Annotated in this window: 16 protein-coding genes; 3 read left to right on the top strand and 13 right to left on the bottom strand. The window is 64.6% G+C overall.

Annotated features, from left to right (window positions below; translation table 11 throughout):
• From GGC64_RS15495 to GGC64_RS15470, 6 genes are all read right to left on the bottom strand, one after another.
• On the bottom strand, positions 1 to 1,077 hold the full coding sequence (locus GGC64_RS15495; RefSeq protein ID WP_192723370.1) for a hypothetical protein: 1,077 nt from the start codon (positions 1,075 to 1,077) through the stop codon (positions 1 to 3).
• An 89-nt stretch (positions 1,078 to 1,166) separates the two neighbouring features.
• The gene (locus GGC64_RS15490) at positions 1,167 to 2,102 is read right to left on the bottom strand and encodes an alpha/beta hydrolase (protein ID WP_192723369.1); all 936 of its coding nucleotides are present in this window, start codon (positions 2,100 to 2,102) and stop codon (positions 1,167 to 1,169) included.
• Positions 2,099 to 2,962, bottom strand: coding sequence for an SDR family oxidoreductase (locus GGC64_RS15485; RefSeq protein ID WP_192723368.1), 864 nt, complete (start codon positions 2,960 to 2,962; stop codon positions 2,099 to 2,101). The genes GGC64_RS15490 and GGC64_RS15485 overlap by 4 nt, the downstream gene beginning before the upstream one ends.
• Positions 2,963 to 2,968: 6 nt before the next feature.
• The gene (locus GGC64_RS15480; protein WP_192723367.1) at positions 2,969 to 3,451 is read right to left on the bottom strand and encodes a polyketide cyclase; all 483 of its coding nucleotides are present in this window, start codon (positions 3,449 to 3,451) and stop codon (positions 2,969 to 2,971) included.
• A 48-nt stretch (positions 3,452 to 3,499) separates the two neighbouring features.
• A complete protein-coding gene (locus GGC64_RS15475; protein WP_192723366.1) occupies positions 3,500 to 5,059 on the bottom strand; it encodes an acyl-CoA synthetase in 1,560 nt (519 codons plus the stop codon).
• Positions 5,060 to 5,070: 11 nt separating this feature from the next.
• Complete coding sequence (locus GGC64_RS15470) at positions 5,071 to 6,228, bottom strand: acyl-CoA dehydrogenase family protein (protein WP_192723365.1); 1,158 nt, start codon at positions 6,226 to 6,228, stop codon at positions 5,071 to 5,073.
• Positions 6,229 to 6,330: 102 nt separating this feature from the next.
• On the opposite strand from GGC64_RS15470, the gene GGC64_RS15465 reads away from it, so the two are divergent.
• Both GGC64_RS15465 and GGC64_RS15460 read left to right on the top strand, forming a co-directional pair.
• Positions 6,331 to 8,217 carry a flavin-containing monooxygenase gene (locus GGC64_RS15465; protein WP_370582122.1) on the top strand — a complete coding sequence of 629 codons (1,887 nt, stop codon included), beginning with the start codon at positions 6,331 to 6,333 and terminating at the stop codon, positions 8,215 to 8,217.
• Positions 8,214 to 9,101 (top strand): SDR family NAD(P)-dependent oxidoreductase, encoded by an 888-nt coding sequence (locus GGC64_RS15460; protein WP_192723363.1) that lies wholly within the window; start codon positions 8,214 to 8,216, stop codon positions 9,099 to 9,101. The genes GGC64_RS15465 and GGC64_RS15460 overlap by 4 nt, the downstream gene beginning before the upstream one ends.
• Before the next feature lie 85 nt (positions 9,102 to 9,186).
• On the opposite strand, the gene GGC64_RS15455 is transcribed toward GGC64_RS15460, so the two are convergent.
• Positions 9,187 to 10,104, bottom strand: a complete 918-nt coding sequence (locus tag GGC64_RS15455; RefSeq protein ID WP_192723362.1) for a hypothetical protein — start codon at positions 10,102 to 10,104, stop codon at positions 9,187 to 9,189.
• A 146-nt stretch (positions 10,105 to 10,250) separates the two neighbouring features.
• On the opposite strand from GGC64_RS15455, the gene GGC64_RS15450 reads away from it, so the two are divergent.
• Positions 10,251 to 10,928 carry a TetR family transcriptional regulator gene (locus GGC64_RS15450; protein ID WP_370582120.1) on the top strand — a complete coding sequence of 226 codons (678 nt, stop codon included), beginning with the start codon at positions 10,251 to 10,253 and terminating at the stop codon, positions 10,926 to 10,928.
• Between the two features lie 162 nt (positions 10,929 to 11,090).
• Here the strand turns inward: GGC64_RS15450 and GGC64_RS15445 are convergent, their stop codons facing one another.
• From GGC64_RS15445 to bphC, 6 genes are all read right to left on the bottom strand, one after another.
• On the bottom strand, positions 11,091 to 11,732 hold the full coding sequence (locus GGC64_RS15445; protein ID WP_192723361.1) for a Dabb family protein: 642 nt from the start codon (positions 11,730 to 11,732) through the stop codon (positions 11,091 to 11,093).
• Positions 11,725 to 12,072, bottom strand: a complete 348-nt coding sequence (locus tag GGC64_RS15440) for a hypothetical protein (RefSeq protein WP_192723360.1) — start codon at positions 12,070 to 12,072, stop codon at positions 11,725 to 11,727. Before GGC64_RS15440 ends, GGC64_RS15445 begins: the two co-directional genes overlap by 8 nt.
• On the bottom strand, positions 12,065 to 13,000 hold the full coding sequence (locus tag GGC64_RS15435; RefSeq protein ID WP_192723359.1) for an alpha/beta hydrolase: 936 nt from the start codon (positions 12,998 to 13,000) through the stop codon (positions 12,065 to 12,067). The genes GGC64_RS15440 and GGC64_RS15435 overlap by 8 nt, the downstream gene beginning before the upstream one ends.
• Complete coding sequence (locus GGC64_RS15430) at positions 12,997 to 13,830, bottom strand: IclR family transcriptional regulator (RefSeq protein ID WP_370582170.1); 834 nt, start codon at positions 13,828 to 13,830, stop codon at positions 12,997 to 12,999. Before GGC64_RS15430 ends, GGC64_RS15435 begins: the two co-directional genes overlap by 4 nt.
• A 127-nt stretch (positions 13,831 to 13,957) precedes the next feature.
• Entirely contained in the window at positions 13,958 to 15,424 is a 1,467-nt protein-coding gene (locus tag GGC64_RS15425; protein WP_192723357.1) for an FAD-dependent oxidoreductase, read from the bottom strand.
• Complete coding sequence (gene bphC / locus GGC64_RS15420; protein WP_192723356.1) at positions 15,421 to 16,329, bottom strand: biphenyl-2,3-diol 1,2-dioxygenase; 909 nt, start codon at positions 16,327 to 16,329, stop codon at positions 15,421 to 15,423. The genes GGC64_RS15425 and bphC overlap by 4 nt, the downstream gene beginning before the upstream one ends.
• Between the last annotated feature and the right edge of the window lie 2 nt (positions 16,330 to 16,331).

The raw sequence follows: 16,331 nt of genomic DNA, 5'->3' as shown, positions 1-16,331 counted from the left end.
TCAGGCCAGCTGAAACGCGCTGAGCGGAGCCTCTTGCGGGTATGCGGTGGGCCCGCCGAGGTCATAGGCGGCGTTGAGCGCGCCGATGAACTCCGCATCATGCAGCGGATCGCCGGGCAGCGACAACTTGAGGCCCCTGTCGTTGAGGTCCTTGACCATCGTCTCGATGGCGCGTTCGATCGTCAGGTCGTCGGTGCCGTCCATGTTCTTCTTCAGCTCGTCGAAGTCGGAGAACACCTCGGCCGACCAGTGCACAAGGAATCGCAGCTCGTCGGTGTGATGCCGCGCGATCACGTTGTCACCGTTCTTGAGCAGCCAATGGTCGCGGTCCGCTGGGTCGCCGGTGAATACCGTATCGAATGCAAGGCCTGCTGGAACCTGTTGTTCCAGTGGGCCATTGGCCTCGCCGCGATGCACCATCATCTCGTTCTGGACGACGACGCCGCGGTTGTTGATCGGAGGCAGAATGCGTTTGGGCGCCTTCAGCGGCCCGTCGGGCCAGTAGGTGAAGCCGCTGCCCTCGTCGAGCGAGAACCAGGTGATGACCTGAGCCATCTTGATCAGGTAGTCGGTGAAAAGGCCGGATTTGCCCATCACGCTGCACAACCAGGTCGGGGCGTTCTCGTGGCGCACGCCGCGGAAGCTCGGCGAGTCGAGGTGGCCGGGGTCGCGGTTCGCGCACGGACCGTTGATGTTGAACAGCATCATCTCCGGCTTGGCGTATTGCGCGCCCCAGTAGCTCTTGGCCATGTTCAGGAATGACTCGTTGTAGAACACGTCGTGGAGTTCGGGGTAGAGCACGGCGCCGTAGTTGGCCAGATACCCGCGAAACGTCGGGGTGAGAAACAGATCCAGCGACGGCTCGAACCCCTCGGGGAACATGCCGCTCATCGTGGCCATCAACTCGTCGGCCGACGCGAAGTGCTGGGCGATGATCAGCCGCCATGGGCCCTCGGCGTGAACAACATCGAGCAGTCGCTGCTTCTGGTCCTCGGTGTAGACGTTGTCGATTTCCCGGGGCGGTGAAGCCGGCCGCAGGATCTCTGAAAGCTCCGTTCGCCGCTCTTCGGTGAGCATTGCGTCTCCTCTTGGTGTGCTTGGAGTGTGGACTTGATTTTGCGGCCGTCGACGGCGCCGCAGCACGCACATGCCCGTTGATCGGGACGTTAAAAGGGCAGCGGGTGACTGAATTTCGCCCTGAGCAGCGCGCCGATCTCCGCGATGGCCAGCCTGCCCCTGGCGGTGGCATCGGAGCGCATCAGGAAGCCGTGGTACATGCCGGGGTAGCGGGTGACAGTCGTCTGTACTCGCGCGTCGCGCAGGCGCATCGCGTAGCGCTCACCCCAGTCGCGGATCGGGTCGCACTCTCCGGTCACGACGATCGCCGCAGGCAACCCGGTGAGGTCGGTGGCGTACGCAGGCACCCGGTAGGCATCGTGCGGTGCGCCCGCACCGCCGTCAGCGAGGTCGTGCAGGTAGTTGATGTCATCGAGGCAGAGCATCGGCGCGTCGGCCAGCGTCGTGACCGACGGTGCGGCCATGTCGCGGTCGAGGCCGGGGTAGAGCAACACCTGACAACAGATGCTCGGTCCGTCGTGGTCGCGCGCGGCCAATGCCACGGCGGCGGCCAGCGAACCGCCAGCGCTGTCGCCGACTACCGCCAGCCGAGCGGCGTCGACGCCAAGGGATTCGGCGTTCGCGGCGACCCACGCGGTGGCCGAGTACGCGTCGTCGAACTGTGCCGGCGGTGGATTCTCGGGGGCCAGTCGGTAGTCGACGGCCACCACCGTGGTTCCCGACTCGGCGGCAAGCGATCTCGCCAGCGGCTCAAACGAATGATTGGAGCCCATCACCATGCCGCCGCCGTGGAAGTACACCAGCACCGGCCCGCCGGACTCCGTGGACGGGCGGTGGATCCGGATGGCGATCTGGCCTGCAGGCCCCGGGATCGCACAGTCCTCGATGTGCGCCATCGCCGGCATGTTGTCGGGATGCGGGGTTGACTCGACCGCGTCGCGCACCGCCGCCAGTCCGCGCTGGCGCATCGGCGGGATCTGACCGAAGGACGCGACGCGTGCGGCGGCGTCGGGGTCGAGTCTCATTGGTGCGCAGAGTCGAACCGGCGGCCCGTCCGCAGCACCGGTGGGCGTTGGGAGACAAGTACTTCCGCGCGTTCAGCCATCGCGGAGCCGACATAGTCGGGTTGTGTCAAGAGGTAGAACCGCCCTTCGGCGGCCTGATCGAACACCACTTCGGCCGCCGCGAGCGGATCCATGGCATCGGTCTTGATATCGAGCATGGCTGCGCGTTGCGATTCGGCAGCGGCGACGTCACCGTCGTCGACCCCGCCTGCGGACTCGAAGATGTTGGATGCCACCGCGCCTGGCAGGACGGCCTGAACGTGGATGTGGTGATCGTATCCGGCGTGCTGGACCTCGAGTCGTAGACATTCGGTGAGTGCGAGCACGGCGTGCTTGCTCATGATGTACGGCGCCTGCAGTGGGACGACGGCCACGCCGCCGATCGACGACAAGTTCCACACCCAGGCGGGTTCCTCAGTGGCCAGCATGCGCGGGAGAAACGCACGCACGCCGTGGAATACGCCACTGATGTTGATCTCGACCAGCCGGTTCCAATTCTCGACGGGGATATCCCACAAATAGCCGAACTGTTCGACGCCGGCATTGTTGACAAGCAGCCGGACGGGTCCGATATCGCGATAGGTCCGCTCCGCCAACGCATCGACCGCCTCGGGATCGCGCACGTCGCACACGGCGTCGACGGCGACCGCGCCCGATGCGACGAGCTCATCTCGAAGTGCCGCAACTGCTTTGGCGTCGACGTCGGCGAGAACCACCGTCATGCCCAGCCGTGCGGCGTGACGGGCCAGCCCCGCCCCGATCCCCGCACCGGCACCGGTGATGACGGCCACCCCGCCGCCGAAGACGTCGCGAGCCGACATGATCGACTACGCGCCCGCAGCAGTAGCGGCGGCGTTGTACTCGGCGAACGGCACAGAATCGTCGGCGTCCAGAACGACCTTCATCGAGGTGAACACCAGGCCGTCGGCGCCGCGTCGCACCCCGACATCGACCACACCGCTGGATACCGCAAACGGCACCGCGTTGGTGACCTGGTTGACGAACAGGTAGAAGCGGACGTTGGTGACCGGTCCGTCGACTCCGGTCCGGAAGACGTTCGTGGCGTGATGGCGCAGCGGATACGGGTTTTCGTTGCGGTGCCGGGTCAGCCAGGCCAGGGTCTCGGCGCCGCCGTGCAACTCGGCGGCGAGCAGATCCTCGAACGGGCATTCACCGGATTCGGAGCGGCTGAGGTACTCCATCTCGTCGCCCATACGTGCCGCCAGCTCCCCGAAGTGGCCCTGGTCGTAGTGGTACCAGAAGCCGGCGATGAACTCCTGAACTTCGGACAAGGTGATGTCGGTGCTCATGGCTGCAGTCAACCGCCGGACCGCGTCGCGCGGCACCGTTGCGACCGGTCAGTGGAACACATTCTGATCGGCGCCGAAACGGGTCCGCAGGTCGCGTTTCAGCAACTTGCCGCTCGGATTCTTCGGCAACGCCTCGACGAAAAACACTTGCTTGGGTGTCTTGTACCCGGCCAGGTGGCTGCGGCAGTGGCTGAGCAGTTCGTCCTCCCGCAGCGTTGCGCCGTCGCGCGTGACCACGGCCGCGACCACCGCCTCGACCCACACCGGGTGCGGGACACCGAAGACCGCCACCTCCTGCACGAGCGGATGGCGGTAGAGAACCTCCTCGACCTCGCGGCTCGCCACGTTCTCGCCGCCGGTCTTGATCATGTCCTTCTTGCGGTCAACGACGTGCAGCAGACCGAACTCGTCGTAGTAGCCGAGATCTCCCGAGTGAAACCAGCCACCGCGGAACGCCTCGGCGGTGCGCGCCGGATCGTCGAGATACCCCAGCATCAGATGCGGTCCGCGGTGGGCGATCTCACCGACAGTGCCTGCGGGGACAGGAATGTCGTTGTCGTCGAGTACCGCGGTTTCCACGTTGATCGCGGGCCGACCGGCCGCACCGGCATGATCGCGTTGATCGTCGGGTCCGAGCGCGCTGGCCAGCGGCGCCATCTCGGTCTGCCCGTAGAAATTCCACAACTGCAGATTCGGCAGCCGCTCGCGGATCTCGTGCAAGACCTCCGTCGGCATCGCAGACGCGCCGTAGTAACCCTTGCGCAGGCTGCTCAGGTCGACCCGGTCGAACAATGGTGAGCGCAGCAGCGCGATCCAGATCGTCGGCGGGGCAAAGAAATTGGTGACCCGATGCCTCTCGATCCCACGCAGGATCACCTCCGGATCGGGCCGCGGGATGATGATGCTGGTGGCGCCAAGATAGATGTCGGTCGCAAGAAAATTGTCCAACTGCGCGCAGTGGTACAGCGGCATCGAGTGGATTTCGACGTCGTCGGCCGACATCGATCCGGCCACGATCGTGCTGACGTAGTTCGACACCAAGCTGCGGCTCGAGTGCATCACGCCCTTCGGACGCGATTCGGTGCCGCTGGTGTACATCAGACGCAGCAACTGGTCGTCGGCGATCTCGAGGTCCGGCGCGGGGGTGGTGGTGTCGAGCCATTGCGCGAAGTCTTCCCAGCCGTTCGGCACGTCCTCGGCGTCGGCCGTCAATGCGACTTTCGTCGATACGGCGCCGTCCTGGGCCATCGCCTGCTCAGCAGTGCCGATGAGGTCGTGTTCGACAATGAACCCGCTGGCTTTGCAGTGGCCGAGGATGAAGGCGATCTCCTCGGCGGTGAGCATGAAGTTGATCGGAACCAAAACCACCGCGGCGCGCGCGGTGGCGAATGCCAGCACCGCATACTGCCAGCAGTTGTGCGCCAGCAGCGCGACTCGGTCTCCGGCCGCAAAACCTTTGTCCCGCAACGCTGCTGCGGCCCGGTCCACGAGTTCGTCGAACTCGGCGAACGTGAGGGACACGTCGCCGTCGACGATGGCGACCTTGTCGGGATACCGGCGGGCGGAACGACGGGGGATATCGCCGAGAGTGTGGCTGCGCACCTGCATGTCGTTGTCCTTCACGGCTTGGGCGCGAGATCCAGGTCCCGGCCGATGATTTCCCGCATGATCTCTGACGTGCCGCCGTAGACGCGGGTCACGCGGGCGTCGACGGCCGAGCGGGCGACCGGGTACTCGCGCATGTAGCCGTAGCCGCCGAAGAGCTGCTGGCAGGCATCGAGGCAGTGGAACTCCATTTCGGTCGCCCACAATTTGGCCTTGGCGGCGTCCGCCGGTGTCAACCGCCCGGCGTTGAGTTCCATCACGCAGCGGTCGACGAAGGCCTCGGTGACCGAGACTTCCGTTGCGACGTCGGCCAATGCGAACCGGGTGTTCTGCAGTGCCCCAATGGGTTTGCCGAACGCGGTGCGTTCCCGCACGTAGTCGACGGTCCAGCGCAGACCTGCGCGGGCCCGCGCGAGGCTCCCGACCGTGATCTGCATGCGTTCCTGTGGCAGGTTGCCCATCAGATAGTCGAAGCCACGGCCGACCTCGCCGAGCACGTTGTCTTTGGGCACCTTCACATCGGTGAACGCCAACTCGGAGGTGTCCTGGCAGTGCAGGCCGAGCTTGTCGAGATTGCGGCCGCGCTCGAATCCGGGCATGCCCCGTTCGAGGACCATCAGCGTCAAGCCGCGGTGGCGGTCGGGGGAGGTACGCACGGCGGTGATGACCAGATCGGCGTTCTGCCCGTTGGTGATGAAGGTCTTGGCGCCGTTGACGACGAAGTGATCGCCCGCGTCGACGGCGCTGGTGCGGATACCGGCGACGTCTGATCCGGCGCCTGGCTCCGTCATGCCGATGGCGGCGATCAGGTCTCCACTCACGAATCCTGGCAGCCAGCGGTCTCGCTGTTCGGGAGTGGTGAGTTCGGCCAGGTACGGCAGGCAGATGTCGTTGTGGACAGCGAAGCTCAGGCCGACCGCGCCGCAGTCGGCGTCCATGAAGGCTTCGATCAGGATCTGGTTGTAGCGGAAGTCGCGCGTCCCGACGCCACCGAAGGCTTCGTCTGCGGCGAAGCCCAGCAGCCCAACGGCACCGGCTTTTGCGAACACCTCGCGCGGAACGATGCCGTCGTTTTCCCAGTCGGCGATGTGGGGTGCGACTTCTTTGAGGGCGAAATCACCGGCCAGTTCCGCGAACGCGCGGTGGTCATCGTCGTAGTGCACCCGTTGCATGGCCGAAGAGTATGCGAGCCCGTCGCGGCTGAACGGATGCGTGTCCCGCTCAGTAGACAACACCGCTCATAGCCGGGGCGCGTGCTTCGATACTCGGTTGTTGTGACGATCGATGTCGAAATCGACCAGCTGCGGGCAAGCTTGCGTCAGGCCGACCCCGGAGTGCTGGTGGCGGTGCTGGCTCAGCTCACGGGCGATGGTTCGGTGATCGAGCGGTTCGGCCCGGCGATCTCACATGTCCCAGACCCCCCGGAGCGCGCAGGGGTCACCGACGCCGACACCGCTGAGGCGCTCGTGGCGGCGGTGGTCGAGGCACTGGATGCGCCCGTGTCTTCGGACGCCGTCGACCCGGAACTCTTCAAGCGACTGCTGCCACTGGCGCTCGGCTCCGAGGTCGACGACGAGTTCGTTCCACTGTTGCTCGAGCAGGGCGGCTTCCAACTGTCGCAGCCGGCCTTACCGCGCACGGTGCCGATGCCGGAAACCATGACAGTAGCCATCATCGGAGCCGGCCTCGCGGGCATCATCTCCGCGCTCAGCCTTGCCGATGCCGGCGTCAGATACGAGATCTTCGATCGCAACGACGAAGTCGGCGGTACGTGGCTGACCACCACGTATCCCGGCATCGGCGTTGACACGCCCTCGGCGTACTACTCGCTCTCCCGCGAGGTGAATCCCGAGTGGTCGAGCTACTATCCGCAGGGCGCGGAATATCAGGCCTATCTGGTCTCGCTGGCCGACAAATACGGATTGCGGCAACACACCCGGTTCGGCACCGAGGTCGAAGCGCTGTGGTGGGACGAGGACCTCAAGCAGTGGCAGATCCACTCGGTTGACCGGCACGGCACGCGCCGCGTCAGCCATGCCAGCGTGGTGATCACCGCCGCCGGCTACCTCAACCGCCCCCGCTGGCCCGAGCTGTCGGGACGAGACACATTCGCGGGCACCAGCATTCACTCAGCCCAGTGGGATCCGTCACTGGACCTCACGGGAAAACGGGTGGCGATCATCGGCGCGGGCTGCACCGCGGTGCAGATCGTCGACGCCTGCGTGGATGCCGTGGCGCACATGACGGTGTTTCAGCGCCAACCGCATTGGGTGGCGCCCCGTCGGCGCGCCTCCGACGATGTTCCGGAATACCGAAGGCATCTCGGTCGGCGCTTGCCGTACTACGCCAAGTGGCATCGGCTGAAGTCGTTCTGGGGCACCGCGGACAACAATTACCCGGTCATCTTGCAGGACCCTGAATGGGCGAAGAGTCACCTGTCGATCTCACCTGCCAACGACGTACTGCTGCAGATGTGCCTGGACTACATCGACCGAACCTTCGGAGCGGGAACGGAACTCGCCAAGAAGGTCACCCCGGATTTCGCGCCGTACGGTAAACGGATCATCCGCGACCCTGGCGGCTACTACGCCGCGCTGACTCGCGACCATGTCGACGTGGAAGCCGCCGAGCCGGCCGAGGTCAACGCCAGAGGCATCGTCACCCGCGACGGTCGGCAGATCGACCTGGACGTGATCGTTTATGCGACGGGATATCACCTGGACTTCCTGTCCACCATCGACATTCGTGGCCGCGACGGACGCAAACTGACCGATGAGTGGGGTGACAGTCCGCGCGCCTACCGCGGTGGGACGGTGCCCGGTTTCCCGAACCTGTTCATCAACTCCGCACCGAATTACAGTCCTGGCCACGGGGCCGGCGCCAACTTCTCGATGGAGGTGATGGCGCACTACATCGTCGAGTGTCTGCAATTGATGGCGCTGCGCGGCGCGAGAACGATGGAAGTGACCAGGCAGGCGTACGACGAGTACGTAGCAGGGATCGACGAGGCGATGTCGCGGACCGTGTGGTGTCACACCCCCAACGCGCACACCTATTACCGCTCCGGTTCAGGTCGCGTTGTGGTGTCCACTCCGTATCGGCTGGTCGACGTGTGGCATCAGCACCGGGCGCCGGTGGAGGAGCACTTCGACCTGGCATGACGCAAATGCTCGAGGGGAAAACGGCTTTGGTCACCGGCAGCAGTCGGGGGATCGGCCGGGCGATCGCCCAGCGACTGGCGGCCGAGGGAGCGACGGTCGCGGTGACGGCACGCGCCCATAAGCCGTCCCCGTCTGTCAGGGCCGGGTCGGCAGCGGCAATTCCGGGCACCATCGGGGAAACGATCGCACTGATCGAAGACGTCGGTGGTAGCGCCTTCGGTGTCGCCGCCGACCTCGAGGACACCGAGCAGCGAGACGGCCTCATCGACAAGGTCCTCGACCGCACAGGCCGCCTCGACATCCTCATCAACAACGCGGGATTCGCCGACTACAGTCTCGTCGAGGATATGAGTCTGGAGACGTTCGACCGCACGGTCGAGCACTACCTGCGGACCCCGTTCGTGCTGACGCGAGCAGCGGTCCCGCACATGCGCAAGCAGGGTGCTGGCTGGATCGTCAACATCGGCTCGGTGACGGGGGTAGCTCCAGTGCGGCCGTACCGGGATTACAACAAGACCGCGGGCGACGTGGTGTATGCGTCAATGAAGGCCGCGCTGCACCGGTTCACCCAGGGCGTTGCGGCGGAGTTGGTCGACGCGAACATCGCAGTCAACTGCGTGGGTCCGTCCACCGCGATCCGGACACCTGGTGCGGCGCAGTTGATCCCGGAGGCTTTCCCGACCGAGCCTGTCGAATACTTGGCAGAGACCGTGTTGGCGATGTGCCACTTGCCGGCCGCCGAACGCACTGGGCTCGTGGCGTTCAGCCTGCACTACCCATGGTCGCAAGGACTTCGAGTGCACAGCCTGGACGGTAAGTCTGCACTGCCACCATTGGAACCGCCGGCGACAGCCAATCCGAATATCCTGCGTGCGGGCATGTGACGCAAAAGCCGAGGGGCGCAACGGGTGTAGACCACATGGTGGTTTGTGCGGTCTACACCCGTTGCAGAAGGACAAGCTCTATGACCTACTCAGAGGCAGACGGTACTGCGCCTGAAGACACCGGCATTATGGGGATCTTCTTCATTGCGCTCGCTCGGGGATCCGGTGCCGCCGCTGCAGCCGCATGATTCTCGGCACCACGGGTGTAGGTCCAGACGCAGAAAGGCTCCCCGTCAGCGAATTTGAAGTCTTTGGGGGGCAAGTTGATGTCGAGCTTGCAACCAGGAAAGAACGCCGCAGAGATCCGTTGCTCGAACGTGCAGTTCATCCAGGCCCGCGCCGGCGGATACAGACCTTCGTCGGTGTACTTTTGCAGGACTTCACAGCGGCGCATGTTGAGCACCACGTGATCTCGGTTGTGCACGATGTATTCGCCGCCGTAGCCGAGGGTGCCGTCGATACTCAGGCAAGCCAGTTTCAGGAAATCAACCACGTACACAGGTTCGATCTTCATCACCTTGGCCAGCTTGGGATACCGGTAGTCGATGATGAGCTCGTAGAGTCCTGGGAGACCGAGCCAGACCTCCTCTTCCGGGATGATCTTCGTCCACTGGTCGATGAAGTAGTTGTGGCCCTTCAGGTATTGATCCCAGTAGGTCTTGATCAGCCGCATAAGGGCGTCTTTCGTCAGGTCCTCGGTCTGTACATCGAATGGGATGGCCTGGTACTGGGCGTTCTTCCAATCCCAGGCCGGAGGTGCAATGAAGCGACCCATCGGCATCACTTGGCGCATCCCGGCCCTCGATACCTCGGCGGCAATGTCCATGGCGGCGTTGATACCGACCTTTTCGGAATAGGTCTTCACGTGGGCGTAGGGCACGAAGTTCAGCGTGTCCTCGAACACCCGGGCCAGTCCCAGCAGGAAGTCCCGCGAGAAGTCCTCGATGTTGCCGACCTTTCCCATGAAGTCATGGGTGTAGTCGTCGTAATTGAGTTCGCTCATCGTCGTCGTCTCCGTCCTTATCGTGATGCGCTATGTCAGAACCTGTATGTCTGTCAGAATGTGACATATTGACGTTAGGATCGGGTCAGCCAGGCGGGTTGGGCGCATCCCACTGTGCGGGAGTCCCGGACGACGAAGGAGCTTCAGTGAGCACCGCGAGCAGACCGACGTTGACGGAACGGCGTGCCGCCGAGCTTCGAATGACTATCGCGCTCACCGCACGTGACATTTTCCTTGCTGATGGATCCACTTCGGCAACTGTCGAGCGGATCTGCGAAGCAGTGGGGATCGCTCCGCGCACCTTTCACCGCCACTTCCCGGTCAAGGAAGATGTGGTGATGCCGCTGTTCCGCCGGTTCGGCGGTCTCAGCGTTGAGGTCCTGGAAACCGCCCCTCGCACAAGCGACACCGTCGAGACCCTGGTGACGGCATTCTCGACAGAGGTTGCCAAGCGCGGTGCACCTGAGATCGACCGCAGGTTCATGTCCCTGATGATCACCGATCCTCAGTACCGGCTTCGTTGGCTGGATTGGGGCCAAGACTTCGCCGATCCCATATCCGAATTCCTGGCTGAGCGAGTCGATCTCGGGGCTGACCCGTTCGTCCGCACCCTCCCCGCACAACTAGTGATCCAAATCTGTCGCCAGGCCTACGTGCACTGGGTGGAGCACGGCAACGTCGACAGATTGGAATCATCGCTGCGGGCAGGTATGCGGATGGTCGTCAACGCATTGCCGCCCCTGCCGTCGAAGCGGGTTCCTGCAGTCAAGTCGGAACCGAATCGGGCAGCACGCAGAAGCCGTGGCACGCGTGGTCGCGAATGAGGAGGCCGGCACACTCGGGGTCGACCCAGCGTATGCCCGCCGGAATCTAACCATCCCCCGGGCTGCAGTACCGAGATGTCGCCGATGGAAATGTGAACATCGAACGTACGGTGGGTGATTCGCCACCCTGAGGTTTGCGCACCAGTCGGTCGCGATACACACCTATTGCCTCAAACGGCGTGAGGACAGCGCGCCACCGATACGGCAGAAGCTGTGGCACACGCGATCGCGGACGATGACCTCGGGGCATTCGGGATCGAACCATCGATCGACGACCGCCCAATGGATCGGGTGCATCAGATACGGGCCCATCAGCCCGTCTACATCGGTGAACTCCTGCTCGAAAACATGAGTCCACTCTGACATTCCTAGCGATTCGTCGACGCGGCTCAGCTGCCACGCGACGATCGTGCTGACGTATCGCGGCAGTAGCCGTAAGTCGTCTTCGAATCTGGCGACCGTTGTCTCGTCGGTATCCGGTGCCACTCGCAGCAACAGCGTGCGGTACACGGTGCCCTGCGCTGGTCGTTCGGCCGGCTGCGGAATGCCGCGATACTCGGCGCCATCGACGCGCGTGACCGGTGGACGGGACAGAATGCTTTCGAGATCGCCTGCGACAGAAGCCCACTGGTCGTCATCCGCGAAGCGGAGGTGCATGAGAATATCGCCGCCATTGCGGGAACCCGGCAGGCTGGATGCGACGATAGCGTGGTCGGCAACGGAGGCGAAGGTGCGTAGCGGTGTCAGCAACTGATCTCGCGCGGCGTCCGACGATGTGTGAATCAGCCGCGTGACGCTATACATTGCACAGCCCATCGACATCTGCGGCGGCAGCGGCGACACTGCGGGATCGCTCGGCGATGAGCTCGTCGATGTCGGCCCACCATTGGCCGATGCTGGGGTCGGGTCTGCCCTTCCAGGTCATCTCCCACCACGCCTGTGCACTCGGCAGTTGCCAGGTGATGGTGACGGTGTTCGCTTGGTCGGTGAACCACACCGGTGGGCTGACGAGGATGTCTCGCAACGTCATTCCGCGCTCGCGGGCCCCGGGCGCATACTCGGCGAGGTAGCGGTCGACGAACTCCTTGCATCGCCCGGGTTGAGTCACCACCCGGTCGATGACAAAGACCTGACCGTCAGACATGAGTGGGTGCGAGAAGTGTGGACAACCCACGGCACGCCTCGACGCGGGCACGCTGTGCCAGAGTCATCGTCGGCATCGTCATGAACCCGTGGATGCCGCCGTCGTATATCAGCCGTGTCGTCGCGACGCCTGCATCCTCCAACGCCTTGCTGAATGCAATCCCTTCGTCCCGCAATGGATCATGGCCCGCGATGACTATGACGGACGGCGGTAACCCATGCAGGTCTGCTTTCAGCGGGCAGGCGTAGGGATGTTCGCGCTCAGCGGGGGAGGGCACGTACTGATCCCAGTACCACTGCAAAGCGGGACGGGGGTTGTAGAACCCATTGCCGAATTCGAGGTAGGAGGCTGTGGCGAAGTTCGGAGCGATCATCGGATACACAAGCAGCTGCCCGGCGAGGGACGGTGCGCCGTGGTCGCGGGCCATCAATGCGGTGGTGGCTGCCAGGTTGCCGCCCGCGCTGTCACCGCCGACGACAATGCGCTTCGGGTCACCACCGAGCGCGTCCACGTTGCGGGCGGCCCATTGGGTTACCGCAAAGACATCCTCAGCTGCGGCGGGCCACTGGTGCTCGGGTGCTAGCCGGTATGCGACTGAAACCACAACGGCGGGAATCAAATTCGCGAAGGTGCGACATAGCCCATCATGGCTGTCGAGGTCGCAGAACACAAACCCGCCACCGTGGGCGTACACCAGTGTCGGCACAGGGCCCGACATCGACGCCGGGCGGTAGATGCGCACCGCGATGTCGCCGGCAGGACCGTGCACGTTCGCATCACGGACTTCGCCGACTTCTTCCGGAGCTGCGGGAGCAACGAAGCGCGACCGAATCGCGGCCCGCGCCTGCGCGCCGGTCATCGTGTGCACCGGCGGAAATCCTGCGTCGAGCGCCTCGATGATTTCGGCGATCTGCGGATCCAGGCTCATGCGTACTGCAGCGCAGCCGATTCACGGACCGGGCGCAGTGCGGGTCCGCCACGCAGCGGTCGTACCTGCTGCAGTGTCGGTGCCACGCGTTGCGGCCCGTCTTCGACGTTGCGCCAGATCCCCATCGCGGTCATCCGCACTGGGGCGGCCAGGCGCTGATCGAACGTCATGCGGTTCATCGGTCCGCAGACCGACACCGCCGCGACGGCTTCTCCCGGTCCACCGATTGGCGCTGCGACACAACCGAATCCGGGCAACGACTCTTCGCGCTCGAACGCCACTCCGTGTGCGCGCACCTTCGCCAGCTCAGCACTCAATTGCGCGGCAGTGCCGATTGAATACTTCGTCTTACGGGTCGCCAAGTCGACGACGTCGGCGCCCTCGGTGTAGGCCAGCATCGCCTTGCCGACGGCAGTGCAGTGCGCGGGCTGGCGTCCTCCGACGCGAGTGGGGATCGCGGCGGTCATCCGGTCGCCGATCTTCTCGAGATACACGACGTCAGAGCCATCCAATACCGCAAGGTGCACGACGAGCCCAGTGGCGCGGTGGAGGTCGTGCAGTAGCGGGGTTGCTGCGCGGTGCAGTCGGTCCTGGTGCACTGCCAACGATCCCAACTCAACCAGTCGCATGCCGAGTTCGTAGTCGCGCCCGCTTCGGCGCAGCCAGCGCAGATGCACCAATCGCTCGAGCATGCGATGCGCAGAGGAGCGTGGCAGGCCGGTCCGTCGCACGATCTGGGCCAGAGTCAGCCGACCGGGGCCGTCGAACGCGTCGAGCACCAGCGACACCCGGTCGATGACGGCGCTCGGGGTTGGGGAATCGACAGTCACAGTCATGACGCCTCCTCGGCTATATGCCTAATAGTAATATGACTGTTTGTAGCACATAGATGTGGTCCGTGTCACGCACTTGCAGCGCACTTATCCGCCCAAACGTGAGTTTGGGCGAGAAGGAGGGTCAGGCTTTGGCGGCGCTGCGACCGGCGCGGCGACCGTAGAAGCTGCCGTCGCCGAGGGAGATACCGCTGGCATAGCCCCATGCCGCCAGGCCCGCAGTGGTGCGGCCCGCAGCGTAGAGGCCGGGGATCGGGGCGCCGCTGACGTGCAGCACCTCGGCTTCGAGTGAGGTCTGCAGGCCGCCGAGCGTGAAGCCGCCGCAGCTGGCCCGCATGTCGATGGCTCCTACTGGAGAACCGATGGGGCGCAACCACTCTGGCTTCTTGTGCAACAGCGGATCCTCGCCGCGCGCGGCGGCTTCGTTGTATGCGCTGACCGTGGCTTGTAGCGATCCGGCGGGCAGCCCGATTTCGGCTTCGAGTTCGGCGACCGTCTCACATACCCACGTCGCAGGCCGTTTGAGGAACGGGGTGGCGGAGATGGCGGCGTTCGCCTCCTCCTGGGCATCGCCGTCGATGATCAGAAACGCCGTGTCGTCCTGGTGGTAGAGCGTCAGCTGCCCGATACGCCCGGAGTACATGTCCTCGGGTACATAGCGTTGCCCGCGGCCGTTGACGAGGATGCCGCGCACCGTCTGCTGCGGGTCGATCAGGAACGCGACCTCGGTGGCGTCCATGTGCGCGAGGTCCGCGCCGAGTGCCTGAGCCATCCGGATCGCGTGTCCATCGTGCTGTTCGATCGATGCGGCCGGGCGGCCTGCGATTCGCGGCGCGTATTGCGCGACCATCGCGTCGTTGTAGGCGAAGCTGCCCGCCGCCAGGACGACACCCCGCCGAGCGCGAACCGTGAAGGACTTGCCGTACTGACGGGCGGTCAACCCGGCCACGCGGCCGTCCGACTCGACAACAAGCGAAGCCACTCGGGTGTCGTAGAGCGACCGCACGCCGGCGGCGGTCCCAGTCTCTACAAGTGGCTTCATCAGCATGTAGCCGCCGCTCTTCTCGCCGGCGCGCTTATCGGACATCTGCGGGATGTGGCCGCGCGGAGCGGGTTCGGCGATTGTGTTGAACGGGAATGCGTTCTCCCCGCCGGTGAACATCAGCCCCTGATCGGCCGGTGGCTCCCAGCCGGGCTCGCCCCAGAACTCCGGTTTGAAGGGCACACCACAGTCGACCAGCCAGTCGAAATGCGCGACGCTGCCTTCGCAATAGTCTGTGATGCGTTTCTCATCGGCCCCTGGGCCCATCGCAACATTGAGGAAGGCGGCCATGTTGTCGACGGAATCGTCGAAGCCGCAAGCCTTTTGGATCGATGTGCCGCCGCCGAGGTAGATGAACCCACCGGCCATCGCCGCAGCGCCGCCCCACGAGCCGGTGCGTTCGACCACCAGGACATCGGCGCCGGTGCGGGCGGCCTCCACCGCGGCCGCGGCGCCGGCGATGCCGTAGCCGACGATCACGACATCGGCTTCGTGGTCCCAGTCGCTGATCGACGATGCGGGGACTGGGATGACGTCGTTGTCGGTCATGGCCGCATCGCCGCAGGCAGGTCGCCCACCCACTGGTGGCCCCAGTAGCTGTCGGCGGTGATTTCCTCTGCGGTGTAATACGTTTCGTCGACGCGCATGCCGTCGGTGCCGAATTCGATGTCCCAGTCGCCAGGTGCGCGCACGTAGAACGACACCATCTTGTCGTTGGTGTGCCTGCCCAGTGTCGAGGACAATTGGAAGCCGTCCTTGTTGACTCGGTCCAGCGCCTGTCCGACCGCGTCCAGGCTGTCGACCTCGACCATCAAGTGAATGAGGCCGGGATCGCGCAGAGTCATCGCCGGGCAGATCGCGAGGCTGTGATGGCGTTGGTTGAGGCCGAGGAAACGGACGCGTAAGGGGCCGAACTCCGGCGGAGTCGGGACCCGGAATGCGCCGCGAGACACGAAACCCAGTACCTCTGTGTAGAACTGAAACAGCCCCGGCACGTCGAGGGCGGGCAACACGACGTGGCCCAGGCCCTGCTCGCCGGTGACGAACTTGGCGCCGAACGGAGTTACCACCGGACTGTGGTCGAGGACAGCGCCGTGGAAGACCTCCGTAGAGGTGCCCGCTGGATCGTCGAACGCGATGACCTCCTCGACGCGACGGGCGTCGGCCTCCGCCTGCGAAAGTTCCTTGACCGGCACTCCCCCTGCGTCCAGTGCGGCCTTCACGCGTTCCAGCGCGGCGTGATCGCGAACCTCCCACCCGACGGTGACGATCTTGTCGGTGTCGCCGGGCACCACGATGATTCGTGCAGCGCGTTCGTCCATGCGCAGGTACAGCGCATCCTCGTCGGGCCCCGAGCCCTTGGCGAAGCCGAGCACGTCGAATGCGAACTGCCGCCACCGAGGCATGTCGGTCGCCTGAACCTTGACGTACCCAAGGCTTTTCAGATCACTCATCG

The sequence above is a fragment of the Mycobacterium sp. OAS707 genome, from assembly GCF_014873705.1.
Lineage (GTDB): Bacteria > Actinomycetota > Actinomycetes > Mycobacteriales > Mycobacteriaceae > Mycobacterium.
Note: the sequence above shows the minus strand (reverse complement) of the source record. Positions and strands in the feature narration are given on the sequence as shown.